The 17,625-nt window shown below is 33.1% G+C and carries 16 protein-coding genes; 11 read left to right on the top strand and 5 right to left on the bottom strand.

What is annotated here, in order from left to right; translation table 11 throughout:
• The first annotated feature begins 96 nt into the window (after nt 1-96).
• From fumC to C1X07_RS00465, 3 genes are all read left to right on the top strand, one after another.
• The gene (gene fumC, locus C1X07_RS00475; RefSeq protein WP_103068015.1) at nt 97-1,494 is read left to right on the top strand and encodes a class II fumarate hydratase; all 1,398 of its coding nucleotides are present in this window, start codon (nt 97-99) and stop codon (nt 1,492-1,494) included.
• A gap of 244 nt (nt 1,495-1,738) precedes the next feature.
• On the top strand, nt 1,739-2,167 hold the full coding sequence (locus C1X07_RS00470) for a DUF2147 domain-containing protein (RefSeq protein ID WP_103068014.1): 429 nt from the start codon (nt 1,739-1,741) through the stop codon (nt 2,165-2,167).
• 250 nt (nt 2,168-2,417) lie between these two features.
• On the top strand, nt 2,418-2,960 hold the full coding sequence (locus C1X07_RS00465) for an SRPBCC family protein (RefSeq protein WP_103068013.1): 543 nt from the start codon (nt 2,418-2,420) through the stop codon (nt 2,958-2,960).
• 119 nt (nt 2,961-3,079) lie between these two features.
• On the opposite strand, the gene C1X07_RS00460 is transcribed toward C1X07_RS00465, so the two are convergent.
• A complete protein-coding gene (locus C1X07_RS00460; protein ID WP_103068012.1) occupies nt 3,080-4,363 on the bottom strand; it encodes a cystathionine gamma-synthase family protein in 1,284 nt (427 codons plus the stop codon).
• A 287-nt stretch (nt 4,364-4,650) separates the two neighbouring features.
• Between C1X07_RS00460 and C1X07_RS00455 the strand changes: the two genes are divergently transcribed.
• Nucleotides 4,651-5,106, top strand: a complete 456-nt coding sequence (locus C1X07_RS00455) for an Lrp/AsnC family transcriptional regulator (protein WP_103068011.1) — start codon at nt 4,651-4,653, stop codon at nt 5,104-5,106.
• A gap of 78 nt (nt 5,107-5,184) precedes the next feature.
• Nucleotides 5,185-5,913 carry an SDR family oxidoreductase gene (locus C1X07_RS00450; protein ID WP_103068010.1) on the top strand — a complete coding sequence of 243 codons (729 nt, stop codon included), beginning with the start codon at nt 5,185-5,187 and terminating at the stop codon, nt 5,911-5,913.
• Nucleotides 5,914-5,918: 5 nt separating this feature from the next.
• Here the strand turns inward: C1X07_RS00450 and holA are convergent, their stop codons facing one another.
• Nucleotides 5,919-6,923: a DNA polymerase III subunit delta gene (holA, locus tag C1X07_RS00445; RefSeq protein WP_103068009.1), complete on the bottom strand. Its 1,005-nt coding sequence runs from the start codon at nt 6,921-6,923 to the stop codon at nt 5,919-5,921.
• A 26-nt stretch (nt 6,924-6,949) separates the two neighbouring features.
• Here holA and C1X07_RS00440 point away from each other — a divergent pair, with 26 nt between their 5' ends.
• The 4 genes from C1X07_RS00440 (at nt 6,950) to C1X07_RS00425 (ending at nt 11,710) form a co-directional block, all read left to right on the top strand.
• Nucleotides 6,950-7,399, top strand: a complete 450-nt coding sequence (locus tag C1X07_RS00440) for a type I restriction enzyme HsdR N-terminal domain-containing protein (RefSeq protein ID WP_103068008.1) — start codon at nt 6,950-6,952, stop codon at nt 7,397-7,399.
• 141 nt (nt 7,400-7,540) lie between these two features.
• Nucleotides 7,541-8,533, top strand: a complete 993-nt coding sequence (locus tag C1X07_RS00435) for a glycosyltransferase family 2 protein (RefSeq protein WP_103068007.1) — start codon at nt 7,541-7,543, stop codon at nt 8,531-8,533.
• Nucleotides 8,534-8,630: 97 nt separating this feature from the next.
• Entirely contained in the window at nt 8,631-9,500 is an 870-nt protein-coding gene (locus tag C1X07_RS00430; RefSeq protein WP_103068006.1) for an OmpA/MotB family protein, read from the top strand.
• A 128-nt stretch (nt 9,501-9,628) separates the two neighbouring features.
• Nucleotides 9,629-11,710 (top strand): OmpA family protein, encoded by a 2,082-nt coding sequence (locus C1X07_RS00425; protein WP_103068005.1) that lies wholly within the window; start codon nt 9,629-9,631, stop codon nt 11,708-11,710.
• A 105-nt stretch (nt 11,711-11,815) separates the two neighbouring features.
• Here the strand turns inward: C1X07_RS00425 and C1X07_RS00420 are convergent, their stop codons facing one another.
• Nucleotides 11,816-12,682 (bottom strand): AraC family transcriptional regulator, encoded by an 867-nt coding sequence (locus tag C1X07_RS00420; RefSeq protein WP_103068004.1) that lies wholly within the window; start codon nt 12,680-12,682, stop codon nt 11,816-11,818.
• An 87-nt stretch (nt 12,683-12,769) separates the two neighbouring features.
• Between C1X07_RS00420 and C1X07_RS00415 the strand changes: the two genes are divergently transcribed.
• Entirely contained in the window at nt 12,770-13,495 is a 726-nt protein-coding gene (locus C1X07_RS00415) for a phytanoyl-CoA dioxygenase family protein (protein WP_103068003.1), read from the top strand.
• Nucleotides 13,496-13,549: 54 nt separating this feature from the next.
• Here the strand turns inward: C1X07_RS00415 and C1X07_RS00410 are convergent, their stop codons facing one another.
• Together C1X07_RS00410 and C1X07_RS00405 are read right to left on the bottom strand one after the other, a co-directional pair.
• A complete protein-coding gene (locus tag C1X07_RS00410) occupies nt 13,550-14,170 on the bottom strand; it encodes an L-threonylcarbamoyladenylate synthase (RefSeq protein WP_103068755.1) in 621 nt (206 codons plus the stop codon).
• Nucleotides 14,171-14,352: 182 nt separating this feature from the next.
• Nucleotides 14,353-16,677, bottom strand: coding sequence for an ATP-dependent helicase (locus tag C1X07_RS00405; protein WP_103068002.1), 2,325 nt, complete (start codon nt 16,675-16,677; stop codon nt 14,353-14,355).
• 414 nt (nt 16,678-17,091) lie between these two features.
• On the opposite strand from C1X07_RS00405, the gene C1X07_RS00400 reads away from it, so the two are divergent.
• On the top strand, nt 17,092-17,379 hold the full coding sequence (locus C1X07_RS00400; protein WP_103068001.1) for a hypothetical protein: 288 nt from the start codon (nt 17,092-17,094) through the stop codon (nt 17,377-17,379).
• Nucleotides 17,380-17,625 lie beyond the last annotated feature (246 nt).

Below are 17,625 nucleotides of genomic sequence, written 5' to 3'. Positions count from 1 at the left end.
ATCCCAATTAATACACCAAAAAGTAGGTCGTTTATTCAGAAATAGTTTGACAAATGCTTAAATTTGCACTCTTAAAAAAAACAAATCATCATTGCTATGAAATACAGAATAGAAAAGGATACCATGGGAGAGGTAAAAGTTCCTGCTGATAAGCTTTGGGGCGCACAGACAGAGCGTTCTCGAAACAACTTTAAGATAGGACCATCTGCTTCAATGCCGTTAGAGATTGTTTATGGTTTTGCATATCTAAAAAAAGCAGCAGCATATACAAATTGTGAACTTGGTGTTTTACCAATTGAAAAAAGAGATCTTATTGCACAGGTGTGTGATGAAATACTAGAAGGAAAACATGACGATCAATTTCCTTTAGTAATCTGGCAAACAGGCTCTGGTACTCAGAGTAATATGAATGTAAATGAGGTTGTAGCAAACAGAGCACATCAATTAGCTGGTAAAACAATAGGAGAAGGAGAAAAAACATTACAACCTAATGATGATGTAAATAAGTCTCAATCTTCTAATGATACGTTCCCAACAGGAATGCATATTGCCGCTTATAAGAAAATTGTTGAAGTAACAATTCCTGGAATAACACAACTAAGAGATACATTAAAGAAAAAGTCTGAAGAGTTTAAAAACGTAGTAAAAATAGGGCGTACCCATTTTATGGATGCTACCCCACTTACTATTGGACAAGAATTATCAGGTTATGTTTCACAATTGGATCATGGGATTAAAGCCTTAGAAAACACTCTACCTCATATGGCTGAATTGGCACTGGGAGGAACTGCTGTAGGAACAGGTCTAAACACTCCAAAAGGATATGCAAAACGTGTATCTGAGTTTATTGCTCAATTTACAAGCTTGCCATTTATTACCGCCGAAAACAAATTTGAAGCATTGGCTGCACATGACGCTTTTGTTGAAAGTCATGGGGCTTTGAAACAACTAGCAATAGCCTTAAACAAAATTGGTAATGATATTCGTATGCTTGCATCTGGTCCAAGAAGCGGAATTGGAGAATTAATTATCCCTGCCAATGAACCAGGAAGTTCTATAATGCCTGGAAAAGTAAACCCTACGCAGTGTGAAGCCTTAACTATGGTATGCGCACAAGTTGTTGGTAATGATGTTGCTATAAATGTTGGTGGAATGCAAGGGCATTTTGAACTCAATGTATTCAAACCAGTAATGGCATCAAACTTACTACAAAGTGCACAATTGCTTGGTGATGCATGTATTTCTTTTGATGAACATTGTGCTCAGGGAATCGAGCCAAATCAAAAGAGAATTACAGAGTTACTAAATAACTCATTAATGTTAGTTACTGCCTTAAATACAAAAATTGGATATTATAAGGCTGCAGAAATTGCTAATACTGCTCATCAAAATGGTACAACATTAAAGCATGAAGCAGTAGCTTTGGGATATGTAACAGAACAAGAATTTGACGAATGGGTAAAACCAGAAGATATGGTAGGTGCTTTAAAATAGCATATCACATTTCTATAAAAAACACCCTTTGAGATAGTTTTAACTCAAAGGGTGTTTTTTTTTTACTTCTTTTAAAAATTTTAAAGACATCAACAAACAAAAACTAAAAGAGTATTAATTGGCTAAAAAAAATACTTTGACAACTCTATAATAATAAGAAGATTACAACATTATTTATTAATAATTATAAATGATTTAAAATATTATTTAGTATTAATCTAATTTAATTGTTAAGTTTACGTTAATGAAATTTATACTTTTTTTAGTAATACCGTTCTTAATTGTCCCCTCTTCTTCTGTAGATTCTGATACCTATATCGGAAAATGGGAAATTAAGGGAGGATCGATTATCGAAATCTACAGAGAAGGTGATATTTTTTATGGGAAAATCCACAAACGTGCCGAACAGCCTTTATCCAATTTTAATGGTTTGGATAACAAAAACCCTTCTAAAGAACTTCAGGGGCGACCTTTATTAGGAATGATAATACTGGACAACCTAAGTTATAATGATGGTGTCTTATCTGGTGGCACCATATACAATGCAGATAGTGGAAAAACATATACTGTTAAAGTCTGGATTAATAGTGATAATACTGATTTGTGTTATATTAGAGCCTATAAAAGTTTTTTATTTAAAACCTTTGAAGCAAAAAGAGTTATAACAAATTAAGTAGTAAACACTTTACTTACTCCACCTATTCTCCTATTCCATATCATTTAATAGTTTGATAAAGATATACTACATTATTTTATACACTGTATCACAAGATAGATACTCCTAGCATCTCATAAATACATATTGCCAAAAAACCATTAAATTTACCTACCCCTACTTCTACAATAACACACTATAAATCAATCTCTTGTTATTATCTAGTTATATTTATAAATCTAATTTTAACCATTAACAAAACAACATCATGAAAATCTTAAAGAAAATAGGTATTATACTTGTTGCACTTATTGCCATTATACTGATAGCAGCCATCTTTGTTTCTAAAGAAATAGTTTATGAAAAAACAATTAAAATTGACACTCCTATAAGTACCGTTTGGGAGCATGTAAACAGCTTGTCTGATTTGGACAAATGGAGCCCCTGGAATGATTATGATCCAAACATGAAAAAAGAATTTACAGGTACAGATGGGGCAATTGGAGCTACAGCAAGTTGGGAAAGTGATGTAAAAGAAGTTGGTAAAGGAAGCCAAACTATTGCCAAAATAGAAAAACCAACTCTTTTTGAAACTGATCTAAAGTTCTACGAACCTTATGAAAGTGAAGCCAAAGGATACATAAAATTGGTAAAAGAAAATGAAACAACGATGCTAACCTGGGGTTTCAAAAGTGAGGTACCATATCCTTTTAACCTAATGAACTTGTTTACCGATATGGAAGAAATAATGGATAAAGATTGGAATAATGGGTTGTCTAAATTGAAAAATCTTTGCGAAAAACAATCATAATAAGGCTCTATTTATAGATCATATTTCTTGAACCGTAATATAAAATAAAGAGACTGCCTAAAAAGTGATTTTATTTCTTCTGAGGCAGCCTCTATATTTTAAATCAAATACTTCTTCTTTTATGAAATTTCCATTTCTAGTTTGGAACAAACCCCAACCTTATTTAAAGCTTGTTCTATATCCCAAATTAAGTCTTTAGAACTTTCTACACCAATTGATAATCTTACCAGTTGATCTGTTATTTTCATTTGTTGCCTTTGCTCATCATCTACTCCTGCATGCGTCATTGTTTTTGGATGTTGTGCCAAACTTTCTGTACCTCCAAGGCTTACTGCCAACTTCATAAGTCCCAAACTATTAAGGAAAGTGAACGCTTCTTTTTCTCCTCCTTTGATATCAAAAGATACCATAGCTCCTGGAGCTGAGCATTGTTTTTTATAGATATCATAAGCCTCTTCATCTTCTTTGAGAAGACCTAGATAATATACATTTTCTACCTTAGGATGTTTTTCTAGATACTCTGCTATAACCTGAGCATTCATCGTCTGCTGGTCCATGCGCACTTTTAAAGTCTCTAAGCTTCTTAGCATTAACCATGCTGTATGCGGACTTACCATATTTCCTAAAAAAGTACGCAACGTTTTTACTCTTAGCATCAGATCAGCTTTTCCTAGAACAGCGCCTGCTATCAGATCACTATGACCTCCTATATACTTTGTTGCCGAATATAATATCAAATCTGCACCACATTGAAGCGGATGCTGCCATAATGGTCCCATATAAGTATTATCAACCGCAAGCAGAGTTTTCCTATCTTCTGTACTAAACCGTTTTGCTAGCTGGCTATATTTTTCTATATCTACTATATCATTAGTTGGATTAGCTGGAGTTTCTAAATAAATCATTGCTAATTGTTCAGCTTTGCCAGAATCTTTAATCATCTGAATTACCTGATCTATACTTTGATTTGGCATTACCCCTATTGTGTGTACTCCAATTTTATTTAAAAAATGATGAATAAAGTGATCTGTCCCCCCATATAAAGGATTACTGTATACCAATAAATCTCCTGGTTTAAGAAATTCCAACAACACTGTACTTATTGCAGACATTCCACTTTCAAAAACAGCACAATCATCTGCTTTATCCCAAAGACAAAGACGATTTTCGAGAATTTCAAGGTTCGGATTATTAATCCTGCTATAAATTAGCCCCAACTCTTCTTTGGGCGATTTTTCTCGAAGACCATATGCCAATTCAAAAAATGCTTTTCCTTCTTCTGCCGTTTTAAAAACAAAGGTTGATGTCTGAAAAATAGGGCACTTTATAGCACCTTCTGATAGCTCTGGCTTATAACCATAACTCATCATTAAACTCTCGGGGTTAAAATCGTGTTTCTTCATATATAGTATACGTATTGAAATTAGTGAAAAATGACTACTCCCTCATTTTCTTTATAAAACGTAAAACTTAAATGCAACGATTGCTAAATATTTTCACCTTTATAAATGAGAAGCAATTCACAAGAACCAAACAACTGTTAGTCAGTTTATTCCCTTATAAAACTACGTACAAAAGAATTAAAAACCATTTAACATATCCATTTAAGAATAAACATAAATATTTTATACATTTAGAAGAATAATATTCTATATTTGAATTGTTACCACACCTTCTAAAGAAAATTTTTATGGATAAAATTGATCGATCAATACTGCTTTTGCTTCAAAAAGATGGTAAAATTACCATCAAACAAATTGCAGAACGGCTAAACCTCACCACTACTCCTATTTTTGAACGTGTAAAAAAGCTAGAGCGAGAAGGATACATAAAATCATACAAAGCTATTCTGGATCGTAAAAAAGCAGGATTACAATTAATGGTATTTTGTAATGTAACATTAAACCTTCATCAAACAGATTACTTGAAAAAATTTGAAAAAGACATACAACAATTTCCTGAAGTTGTAGAGTGTTACCATGTTGCGGGTATGTTTGATTATCTTATCAAAATTTATGCAGAAGATATGGAGCGTTACCAACATTTCTTATCAAACAAACTAGCTTCAATAGAAAATATTTCCAAGGTACAAAGCTCTTTTGTAATGACCGAAGTAAAAGATTTTTCATATTTACCAATTCCCTAAATATATATCTAGACTTAACAAAAGATTTAGAACTCGTGATGTATTTTTGATAATCTAATCAAAAACCTAACGCAAATCATGAATATAAAAGAAGCCAAAGTACTAATCACTGGTGGTAATTCGGGAATTGGTAAAGCAACAGCAAAGCTTTTAAAAACCAAAGGAGCGCAAGTAATTATTTCTGGGAGAAATGAAACTACTCTAAAAGAAACCGCAGACGAACTGGGAATAGATTATGTCAAAGCCGATGTTACCGAAGAGAATCAGGTACGTGATATGGTTGAAGAAGCAAAAAACAAAATGGAAGGTCTTAATGTGCTGGTCAACAATGCGGGATATGGATATATTTCTAAATTGGTTGATATCGAAGCAAACAAGTTCACAGATCAATTTAAAACTAATGTTCTGGGTGCAACATTATGTGCTAAAGAATCTGCAAAACACTTTATTGAGGAAGAATACGGTAACATTATCAATATTGGGTCGACCTCTTCTTTAAAAGGTTCTCCTTCTGGTTCTCCCTATGTCGCTACCAAGTTTGCCTTGCGAGGTATGACCGAAAGCTGGAGAAATGAATTACGCCCTCACAATATCAGAGTAATGCAGGTTAACCCTAGCGAAGTGATGACTAATTTTGTCGACAATCGTATTGATTCAAACAATAAAGAAAAACGATATACCGAAGCAGAACAACAAACCAAACTAAGAGGTGAAGAAATAGCGCATACTATCACCAGTCTTTTAGAAATGGATGATAGAGGTTTTATTACAGAAGCTACTGTTTTTGCTACCAATCCAAAAACCTAGTAGTATTATCTCATAATTTTTACCAGAAGCTCTTTTAAAATATCCCCTTGAGAAAGGTTGGCAGCTCCTACTCCTTTACTCTTTACATCTGCATCTCTTAAAAAGGCAATAATACCACTCACCTTTTTCATGGGATAATTATGAGCAGCCTCTGAGTAATCTTTTACAAAATATGGGTTAATTCGTAATGCACTGGCAACATTGCGTTGAGATTTATCTGACAAACCATGATACTGTAATACCTGGGAGAAAAAACTATAAAGCAATGAGATTGTAACAACCAGAGGATTATCCTTAGGGTTTTGTGCAAAATAGTTAATAATCAGATGAGCCTTAACCCCATTTTTGGTACCAATAGCTTTACGCAATTCAAAATTATTAAACTCCTTACTAATACCAATATTCTCTTCAATTTGATCTGCGGTAATCTGTGACCCTGAAGGGATAATTAATTTTAATTTATCTAATTCATTATTAATTTTATTAAGATCAGTACCCAAAAATTCAACCAACATTTGAGCAGCCTTTGGTTCTATTGTATATTTTGATCCTCCTAGTACCCTACGTATCCAGTCCGCTACCTGATTTTCATATAATTTTTTACTTTCAAAAATAATCCCATTCTTTGCTACCGTTTTATAGAGCTTTTTTCTTTTATCAATCTTTTTATACTTATAACACATCACCAAAACGGTAGAAGGCTGTGGGTTCTCTGCATAATCTGCCAACTTCTCGATCGTTCTTGATAATTCCTGAGCCTCTTTAACAATAACAACCTGTCGCTCTGCCATCATAGGAAATCGCTTTGCATTGGCAACAATATCATCTATACTTACATCTCTTCCGTATAATACCATTTGATTAAACCCTTTTTCTTCTTCCGCCAGTACATTCTTATCTATATATTCAGAAATCCTATCGATATAATAAGGCTCCTCTCCCATCAAAAAGTAGATAGGCTTGATATTTCCATTTTTTATATCGCTTACGATTTGTTTTACTTCATCCATTCAGAAAAAATCATCAAATTTGTGTTATGCAAAAGCTTAACTTCCCAGAGTATCACTTCAGGTTCAAAAATAGCGAAAATAAAGTTTCTATTTTTGACAGGATTCGTAAAAAATTTATCATTCTTACACCAGAGGAATGGGTAAGACAACATACTCTAAATTATCTCATTGAAGAAAAAAAGTACCCCGAAAGTTTAATTAATGTAGAAAAGCTCATAAAGCTTAATGATCTTAATAAACGATATGACATTATTATATTTAACCCCGATGGAAGTATTTTTCTTATTGTAGAATGTAAATCAGTAAACATAAAGATTACACAAGAAGTTTTTGATCAAATTGCAAGATATAATCTCGCTCTTAATGCTGAATATTTAATGATTACAAATGGCTTGGATCATTACTATTGCCAAATGAATTATGCCGAGAAAAAATATACCTTCTTAAAAAACCTACCCAATTTTAAACAACAATAAGGAAACAATTAGATTATTTTATCTAATCCAAATACTCTGTTTTTTTGAGTTAAATAGAATATTACAAATATGAATAAGAATGCACTATCCTTTTCTATATGAATTTGGAGTTATCCCAATTATTCCTTTTACTTTGCAACCATGAATATCGCAGTAGTTATATTAAATTGGAACGGAAGGTCATTATTAGAACAATTTTTACCTTCGGTCATTAAAAACTCTAATGAAGCAATAGTTTATCTTGCAGATAACGCATCTACAGATGAATCTATATCGTACGTTACAACAAATTTTCCGCAAATAAAGATTATAAAAAACCATACAAATGGAGGGTATGCAAAAGGATATAATGATGCATTATCAAAAATAGACGCAGACATTTATTGCTTACTTAATAGTGATGTCGAGGTAACTCCAGATTGGCTTGTGCCTGTAATCAAGACATTTCAAACGTTTAATGATGTTGCAGCGATACAACCCAAAATATTGGATTACAAAAAGAAAAACCATTTTGAATATGCCGGTGCGGCTGGTGGTTTTATTGATAAGCTAGGATATCCATACTGTCGTGGAAGAATCTTTGATACACTCGAAAAAGATAATGGTCAATACGATGATACCATTCCTGTCTTTTGGGCTAGTGGAGCATGTTTATTCATTAGAAAAAAGGTATTCGAAGAGGTTGAAAAATTCGATGAAGATTTTTTTGCTCATCAAGAAGAGATAGATCTTTGCTGGCGAATACAAAATAGAGGATATAACATCATGTTTGAAGGTCAATCCACTGTATATCATTTGGGTGGTGCCACATTAAATACCATGAACCCCAGAAAAACATTTTTAAATTTTAGAAATGGCCTATACCTTTTGGTTAAAAACGTTCCTGGAAACAGTGTGTGGTTTATAATTTTTATAAGACTCGTTCTAGATGGAGTGGCAGGTTTTCGTTTTTTGATTCAGGGCAAACCCTCTCATTTTTTTGCTATCCTTAAAGCTCACTTTAGTTTTTATGGCAATTTGGGAGCTTTTATAAAAAAACGAAGAAAACTTTCAAAAATGGGGAAATATTATACAGTTTTTTCCGTTGTATGGCAATATTTTATTTTAAAACACAAACATTTCAAACAATTATAGAGTTATATAATAAATTATTGTTAACGATCTAGTATTACGTCACATTTTTAATAATTTTGAGTTATATAACCAGAATAAGACTAAAAACAATTTTCTAATGAAAAAAGCAATGATTATTGGGGCTTCCCTTACAATTCTATTATCTTCTTGTGTTTCACAGAAGAAATTTTCAGAATTAGAAGCCAAACAAAAAGAAACTGAAGATCTATTAAATACCGCTACGGTAAAATTAAATAGCTGTCTTGAAGAAAAAGCCAGTTCGACTTCGCAACTTAAAGTACTTCAAGATCAGGTATCGAATCTTAAAAATCAAAATTCTGCCCTGTTAAATAATGTAGGTAATTTAGCCACACTATCTACCAAAGAAGCAGAAAACTTAGAAAAATCTTTAGAAAGCATTAAAGAAAAAGATTTACAAATCAGAACTATGCAAGATGCCCTTACCAAAAAGGATTCTGTAACATTAGCTTTGGTAACAAGTCTTAAAGGAGCTTTAGGTAACCTTGCTGATGAAGATATTCAAGTAAATGTAGAAAAAGGAGTAGTTTATGTATCTATCTCTGATAAGCTGCTTTTCAAGAGTGGTAGCTATAATGTTTCAACTAGAGCTCGTGAAGTACTAGGAAAAGTAGCTAAAGTGGTTAATGACAAACCAGATATCGAATTCTTAGTAGAAGGACATACCGATAGTGAGCCTATCAAAAACAAAGTTCTTTTAGACAATTGGGATTTAAGTGTAAAACGTGCTACTTCTGTAGTAAGAGTATTACAAAATGATTTCAAAGTAGATCCAAAAAGAATGACGGCAGCAGGTAGAAGTTACTACGTACCTGTATCTGATAATAGTACTGCAGCAAACCGTGCCAAAAACAGACGTACTAGAATAGTCGTTTTACCAAAACTTGATCAATTCTATAATATGATTGAAGATGGTATGAAAAAAGCCACTCAAGGAGGCGGTAACTAGACTCAAATCTTATAACGGATTAAAGGGTATCAACATTTGATACCCTTTTTTATTCTATAAAACTTTTATGTAAAAAAATACCAATATCTTTGTTTTACTAAAAAGACCCAAATCTTAAAACCTAAATAATGAAAAGACTATTTTCTACCGTAGTAGCACTTCTTCTTTCTATTGTACCAGCAACATCCCAATCTTTTATAGGGCTTCTTACAGATAATTATAATGGTGTACATGGAGTAATTAATAACCCTGCAAATATCGCTGATTCAAGATTAAAACTTGATGTCAACCTAATTGGCGTAAGTGGTTTTGCCGGAAATGATTACTATGGAGTCAATTTTAATGATCTTATAAAAGATGATTATGACTTTGAAGACGATGCCCGGACTTTTCCTAAAGACAAAAATAATATTATTGGAAATATAGACGCCTTAGGACCTTCTGTAATGATTAGTATTAACAGAAAAAACGCTATTGCATTATTCTCAAGGGTTAGAGCTTTTTATAGTGTTAGTGAGATCAATGGGCGAACTATCGAAAGTCTTGTTGATGGTTTTGATGGTAGTGAAGTTTTTACAATAGATGAAGGAGATATGTTGGCAAGTTCGAATGCCTGGAGTGAATTTGGGATAACATATGCTCATGTACTAATGGATAAAGAACAACATTTTCTAAAAGGAGGTGTAACATTAAAATACTTACAAGGTTTAGGAAATGCATATGCTTTTGGTAAAGATATAAGTCTAAGCTACAATTCTCTTAGTTCGGTGCCACTAAATACTGTGACGACCCAAGGAGAGGTAGCATATGGGTATAGTGAAAACTTGGAAGATGATCTAGATGAAATAGAAGTAGTTAGCGGAGCAATAGGTATAGGTGCCGATCTTGGTTTTGTATATGAATGGCGACCAGATCATAAAGACTACACCTCGATTGATAGTAAAGGAAACCCATATACTCCAAAAGATATTAATAAATATAAATTAAAATTTGGAGTATCACTTACCGATCTCGGAAGTATATCATATGACGATAGTGTAGAAGAACGATACGATATTACTAATACCCTTGATGAAGATACTTTTGAAAGTATAGATGACATAAATGATCTAGAAAACTTTTACACAGTTCTAGATCCGGGCGATGCAGAAAAAGCAGTGCTTCCTACAGCTCTTCATGTAAATGCAGATTGGAGTATAAATCAAAAATTCTATCTAAATTTGAATACTGACCTTTCGCTTACTGCGAAGGATAAAATCAATACCAGTAGAATAGCAAATACGGTATCATTAACACCAAGATTCGAAACCAAGTGGTTTAGTTTTTATTCTCCATTGAGTATCGTACAGCATAGCGGATTTCAATGGGGAGCAGGACTTAGAGCAGGACCTCTTTATGTTGGCTCTGGGTCAATACTATCAGCATTGGTTAGTGACGAGATCAAAGCACTAGATGCTTATGTCGGACTTAAAGTACCAATCTACCAATCTAGACCAAAGGATAAAGATAATGATGGAGTGCTCGACAAAGTGGATGAATGCCCCGAAATTAAAGGACCAGAAGAAAATTTTGGATGCCCATGGCCAGATACCGATGGGGATACGATATTAGACAAAGATGATAAATGCCCAGAAGAAGCAGGTGAAGTAGAAAATAATGGTTGCCCGTGGTTAGATACCGATGGAGATACTGTGTTGGATAAAGATGATAATTGCCCGCAAGAACCTGGAGCTATTGACAACCAAGGATGTCCATGGCCAGATAGCGATGGTGACGGTGTTTTGGACAAAGATGATAATTGCCCTAATATTGCAGGCACAGTTGCGAATAATGGCTGTCCCGAAGTAACTGAAGAAGTTCAAAAAACTCTTAATCAATATGCCAAAACTATTCTCTTTGATTCTGGTAGATCCTCAATAAAGGAAGAATCTAATCAAGTACTTAAGGATATTGTTGCGATTCTTAATGAGTATCCTACTGCAAAATTTGCAATAGAAGGACATACCGATGCGGCTGGTAGCAGTGTAAATAACCAAAGGTTATCAGATTCTAGAGCAAATGCTGTTAAAAAATACTTGGTAGAAAATGGTATTGATCAATTTAGGTTATCGGCTGTTGGGTATGGTGAAGATAGACCTATAGCCTCTAACAAAACAAAAGCTGGTAGAGCTCAAAACAGACGTGTTGAAATAAATTTGATGCAAGAATAAAAACTGCAAGAATTTTTAACACTTGTAACCGTTTTCAAAATCTTAATTTGAAAAAACTTGTTTTATGGCATCAACCCTTTTATAAGCTTATATATCTTCAAAACGCTAAGAAACATTGCTTTTTGAAGATATATAGGATTTTGGAGTATAACCAGTGTATTTCTTAAATGTAGTTGAAAAATACTGAGATGAGCTAAATCCTAAATCAAAAGCTACAGTTGTAATAGTATCCTTTTTTAATAAATCAATTTTTGACTGCTCAATTTTTACCCTGTTTACATACTCTTTAGGAGGAATTCCAACCATTTTTTTAAACCATGATTTAAAATACCCTACCGAAACTTTAGAAATATCCGCTAATTCATCAACATAAATAATTCGATACATGTTCTCCAAAATATAATTATCTATAACATTTAGTTTTTTCAATGGTGAACTGTCCTGCTTCCTTTTAGAAAGGTGTAACACCTCTAACAGAACCTGAACAATAAGTTGATCAATAGTAATTTTTGATAAAATTTGATCACTGGTTCCAATCTCATTTAACAGCTTTTCAAGGATAAATTTTATCTGAAATGCCCCTTTAAAAACGCGTTTAGAATTTTTTATCAATTCTTCCAAAAGATAATCAGATTGATCATTAGGTAGATTACATAATTTATCTTTATAATCTGAGTAGACAATTTGCAACCAAAATAATTCTCCTTTGTCTTCAGGAAAATCCCCTGTACTGTGTTTCTCGTCTGGAGGAATGATAAGAATATCATTACCATGCAAACGAAATAATTGATTATCCATTTCATAATGCTGTTCCCCTTTAATACAGAAGCAAATTTCTATAACATTAGAATGTTGATGCAAGGATAGCTGGGGGCGCACTTTTGAGTACTTATAATAACCAAATTGCAAACATCTATTTATACCATAATCTGGTAGAAAGTATACTAGTCGTTCATCAGGTTTTGTATTCATATTTTGTATAAAAAAGTAATGTAGTACAAATTTAGAAGATTTATTAAAATGATATACTCATCTTTGAAATAAATTAACATCCTAAAAATGAGTATAGTAAAAGATAATTTTTTAAAAAAGGGATTTGTAAAAATAGATCAACTTTTTGGAGCAAAGGAGGCTGAAAAGCTTAGAATTATTTATGATCAACTATTAGATGACAAAGACAAAACTGCTCACCTACGAAGTGATTTAGCAGGAACAAATGACGCCATATCTATAACTACTGAACGGATCACTCAAATTATGAGACCCAGTATGGTAGCCCCCAAACTACTTCAGCACATAGCATACACAAAAGCGTTGCACCATGCCAAAGCATTACTAGGTGACGACATGGAGCTGGATTTTGACATGCTTATCAATAAAGCACCTCACACTGATACACCAACTCCATGGCACCAGGATGCGGCATACTGGATAGATCTACCCGATAAGAGAGCCGTAAGCTGTTGGATAGCCTTGGATAATGTCAATGAAGATAATGGCTGTATGTGGTTTCTTCCTGTTCAAAACCAACAAGTACTTAAGCACAATAACTTACCAAATGGTGGGGCTTTATACTGTGAAACGGACACCACAAATGCGGTACCAGTTCCTTTAAAAATCGGTGGGTGTACTTTTCATGATGGTTTTACACTACATTTTAGTAGAGGAAATACTACAAATAATCAACGAAGAGCATTAATTATGAATTTCAGACCTAAAAAAATGATAGCTTTAGAAAGAGAACAAGGAATGGATCATACAGGAACCAGAAAACAACGATCATAATCTAAATTATCAGATTATAAATTCATTACATAAAAATTAAACATCCAATTTTGATTAGATAATATCGACGCTACCTTTCCCTTCTCTGATCAAAATTGGCTCTCCCGAAGTAACATCAATAATAGTCGATGGCATATTATCCCCAAACCCTCCATCAATAACAATATCCACTAGGTTATCCCATTTTTCTATTATCAATTCGGGATCTGTAGTATATTCTATAACTTCGTCTTCATCATAGATAGAGGTAGATACAATAGGATTACCCAGCTCTTCTACTATAGCAATACAAATATTATTATCAGGAACACGGATCCCCACTGTTTTCTTTTTTTTAAAAACGGTAGGTAAATTATTACTTCCTGGCAAAATATAGGTATATGGTCCGGGTAAGGTTCTTTTCAACAATTTAAATGTTGCATTATCTATCTGTTTCACATAATCAGAAAGATTACTTAAGTCTTTACATATAAATGAGAAATTAGCTTTAGCAAGTTTTACACCTTTAATCTTTGCAATACGCTCTAATGCCCTATTATTTGTTATATCACATCCTAACCCATATACTGTATCGGTAGGGTAAATAATCAACCCTCCATTACGCAAACAATTAACCACTCGTTGTATCTCACGGGGATTTGGATTTTCATTATATAGTTTTATAAATTCTGCCATTATTTTTTTTCTGGATATAAATATACTCCTTATATCCATAATCTTTCATAAAACTACTTGTATTTATAACTAAAAAGGGTTGGTTTTCACATCATTACTGATTAAAATTATTTTCAGCACTCTTTTTAACAAGGATTCTTTCAACAATTTTATTGACAAGCTAATTCTAGTACAAGTTTTAATTACCCTAAAATCTTCAACTTAGCAAAACGAAGCAATAACTTTTTAATTCCACCTTTATCAAAGTTAATTTCTGCCTTCTTATCCTGCCCTACACCCTCAATTTTAATAATTTTGCCAATGCCAAATCGCATATGTTCTACTACTGTTCCTGGTGTAAGATCCTCATCGACAATGTTACTTGCTGGGGTTCCGCCACTAGTCATAGGTCTAAGCTTTCTTAATTTTCGTAGCTGCTCTTCATTAGGTTTATGTGCTAAAGGGGGTGTTCCCGAAGATGGTTTTTTAAGTCGTAATTTACTTTTATCAACTTCTCCAAAAATATCTGAATCAATAAGTGGTTTATACCTATATCCCTCTACTGGTGTCATATAGTCCAAATATTGCTCATCAATTTCTTCAATAAACCTACTGGGTTCTGCATCTACAAGTTTACCCCATCGATAACGAGATTGTGTATAGGTAAGGTATGCTTGAGTCTCTGCCCGTGTTAATGCAACATAGAATAATCGGCGCTCTTCTTCTAACTCACTTCGTGTATTCATACTCATACCAGATGGAAAAAGATCTTCTTCCATTCCTACAATATAAACATAAGGAAACTCTAATCCTTTAGCCAGGTGGATGGTCATCAAAGCAACTCTATCATCATCCCCTGTATCTTGATCTAGATCAGTTGCCAGGGCAACATCTTCTAGAAACTCTGCTAACGACCCTCTTGTATCGGCTACTTCTTTTTGTCCTTCTACAAAATCGCGTATACCATTAAGTAGTTCTTCTATATTCTCTATTCTGGCAATTCCTTCTGGTGTCGCATCTTTTTTAAGTTCAAGGAGTAATCCTGTTTTTTTTGCAACCATTTCGGCCAGTACAAAAGCATCCGAAGTATCATTAGTTACTTGAAAACTTTTGATCATTGTGATAAAGTTTTCTAATCTGGTTTTGGTTCCGCTATTAATTTTTAGATTAATTCGATCCAAATTCTCGATTACCTCAAAAATAGAGCGATCATAATGATTTGCTGCTACCACCAATTTATCTACTGTAGTGGCTCCGATTCCTCTAGCGGGATAATTAATTACTCTTTTAAGTGCTTCTTCGTCTTTAGGGTTTATTACTAACCGCAAATATGCTATGACATCCTTAATTTCTTTTCTTTGATAAAAAGATAACCCACCATATATTCTATACTTTATATCTCTTTTACGCAAAGCATCTTCAATTGCTCTGGATTGTGCATTAGTTCTATACAACACGGCAAATTTTCCATTACCTAATTGATGTTGCATTTGGTTTTCAAAAATCGAGCTTGCAACAAACCTTCCTTCATCACCATCTGTAATTAATCGATTTACAACAATTTTGGGTCCGGGATCATTAGCTGTCCAAACAACTTTATCCAGTTTGGTTTTATTTTTATCAATAATAGAATTGGCGGCCTCTACAATATTTTTGGTGGATCTATAATTTTGCTCTAATCGATATTGTTGCACATTATCATAATCCTTCTGGAAGTTTAAAATATTATTAATATTAGCTCCTCTAAAAGCATAAATACTCTGCGCATCATCCCCCACCACACAAATATTCTGAAACTTATCGGATAAAGCTCTAACGATAAGATATTGCGAATGATTTGTATCCTGGTACTCATCAACCAAAATATATCTAAAACGATTTTGATACTTAGCAAGGACATCCGGAAAACGATTTAACAACTCATTAGTTTTTAATAAAAGGTCATCAAAATCCATTGCTCCGGCCTTAAAACATCGCTCAACATACTGCTCATATATTTCGCCCATACGAGGGCGTTTGGCCATAGCATCTGCTTCTACTAACTCTGCATTTTGATAGTACGCCTTTACAGTTATCAAGCTATTTTTATACGAGGAGATACGTGAGTTTACTTGCTTGTATTTATAGATATCTCTATCGAGTCCCATTTCTTTAATAATAGAGGCTATTAGTCGCTGGGAATCTTGAGTATCATAAATTGTGAAATTAGAAGGATAGCCCAATTTATCAGCTTCAATTCTTAAAATTTTAGCAAAAATAGAATGAAATGTCCCCATCCATAGATTCTTTGCCTCACTAGCTCCAACAATATCGGCGATACGTTTTTTCATTTCACGTGCCGCCTTATTGGTAAATGTTAAGGACAATATATTGAATGAATCTACTCCTTTATGCATCAAATAGGCAATACGATATGTAAGTACACGAGTTTTACCAGACCCTGCTCCTGCTATCACAATCATAGGTCCATCGATCTGAAGTACAGGCGCTCGTTGAGCATCATTTAACTCTGCTATATATTCTTCCAAAGTAATACGATTTTAAACGCGAAATTTAAGGAAAGAACTACGGTTATGGAAGTGTAGTTCAGGTTTTTTGTAAACAAATCAAAGTCAATAACTTTTAATGAATGATAAAATAAGCCAGATTAACAAAACTAGCCTAACAAACAATTGAAAATAAGCTCCCAAAGTATTACCAAAATATTAAAAAAGACTTTCTTTTTTACATTGAAACAATTTTAAGAGTATCACTAATCTATCAACATCTTATCCTTCCTTAATTCATAAATATTAACACTAATTTTTCCTACATATTAATAATTTTTTAACAATTTTTATAGACAAAATACATAATTTTAAGATTAAATGTATTATATTTAGCATAATCTAACCTTAAAACCTGATTTTTATATTGTCAAAATTTATATAAACTCAACACTTATGGCCCCAAACATGAATGTACAAATAGTACAAAAAGAACAGATTAAATTTTTAAAATTTCCAAAAGAAGATGTATTAAACAAAAGAAAAGATCAAATAGATCGATTTCTGGAATTGCAAAGAGCACTTTCCTTAGGAAACCTAGAACATCAAAAAGTAAGAATCGTTTTTGTAGACGATAAAGGTTTTAAGAAAGTAGAAACGACTATATGGGGGATAACCGATAAAGAGGTTATTCTCAAACAATCTACGATAATCCCACTAGAAAGAATCATAAGTATTTCATAGTTCATTTTACATATGATAAACGCAGATATTTCTATAACTTGAAATACGATCAGTTCCGTATAATTATTATTAAAACCCAAAAACAGTATACACATACTTTAATTTCAAATTAAAAATTCGTGTATACTGTTTTATCGTATACCAAAACATCTTATTACAAATCAATATTTTACCATATTAGGCGTATAGAAATTAATCTCACTATACTAAATTCAAAAATAATGAGTTGTACTAAAAAATTACAGT

This window comes from Aquimarina sediminis (genome assembly GCF_002895435.1).
In the GTDB taxonomy this organism is placed as follows: Bacteria; Bacteroidota; Bacteroidia; order Flavobacteriales; family Flavobacteriaceae; genus Aquimarina; species Aquimarina sediminis.
The sequence above is the reverse complement of the archived record's forward strand: the minus strand, read 5'-3'. Positions and strand labels throughout refer to the sequence as shown.

What these genes read in the sequence shown, in the direction of transcription:
- fumC (WP_103068015.1), top strand. Translation starts at nt 97, where the DNA reads ATGAAATACAGAATAGAAAAGGATACCATGGGAGAGGTAAAAGTTCCT.
- C1X07_RS00470 (WP_103068014.1), top strand. Translation starts at nt 1,739, where the DNA reads ATGAAATTTATACTTTTTTTAGTAATACCGTTCTTAATTGTCCCCTCT.
- C1X07_RS00465 (WP_103068013.1), top strand. Translation starts at nt 2,418, where the DNA reads ATGAAAATCTTAAAGAAAATAGGTATTATACTTGTTGCACTTATTGCC.
- C1X07_RS00460 (WP_103068012.1), bottom strand. Translation starts at nt 4,363, where the DNA reads ATGAAGAAACACGATTTTAACCCCGAGAGTTTAATGATGAGTTATGGT.
- C1X07_RS00455 (WP_103068011.1), top strand. Translation starts at nt 4,651, where the DNA reads ATGGATAAAATTGATCGATCAATACTGCTTTTGCTTCAAAAAGATGGT.
- C1X07_RS00450 (WP_103068010.1), top strand. Translation starts at nt 5,185, where the DNA reads ATGAATATAAAAGAAGCCAAAGTACTAATCACTGGTGGTAATTCGGGA.
- holA (WP_103068009.1), bottom strand. Translation starts at nt 6,923, where the DNA reads ATGGATGAAGTAAAACAAATCGTAAGCGATATAAAAAATGGAAATATC.
- C1X07_RS00440 (WP_103068008.1), top strand. Translation starts at nt 6,950, where the DNA reads ATGCAAAAGCTTAACTTCCCAGAGTATCACTTCAGGTTCAAAAATAGC.
- C1X07_RS00435 (WP_103068007.1), top strand. Translation starts at nt 7,541, where the DNA reads ATGAATATCGCAGTAGTTATATTAAATTGGAACGGAAGGTCATTATTA.
- C1X07_RS00430 (WP_103068006.1), top strand. Translation starts at nt 8,631, where the DNA reads ATGAAAAAAGCAATGATTATTGGGGCTTCCCTTACAATTCTATTATCT.
- C1X07_RS00425 (WP_103068005.1), top strand. Translation starts at nt 9,629, where the DNA reads ATGAAAAGACTATTTTCTACCGTAGTAGCACTTCTTCTTTCTATTGTA.
- C1X07_RS00420 (WP_103068004.1), bottom strand. Translation starts at nt 12,682, where the DNA reads ATGAATACAAAACCTGATGAACGACTAGTATACTTTCTACCAGATTAT.
- C1X07_RS00415 (WP_103068003.1), top strand. Translation starts at nt 12,770, where the DNA reads ATGAGTATAGTAAAAGATAATTTTTTAAAAAAGGGATTTGTAAAAATA.
- C1X07_RS00410 (WP_103068755.1), bottom strand. Translation starts at nt 14,170, where the DNA reads ATGGCAGAATTTATAAAACTATATAATGAAAATCCAAATCCCCGTGAG.
- C1X07_RS00400 (WP_103068001.1), top strand. Translation starts at nt 17,092, where the DNA reads ATGGCCCCAAACATGAATGTACAAATAGTACAAAAAGAACAGATTAAA.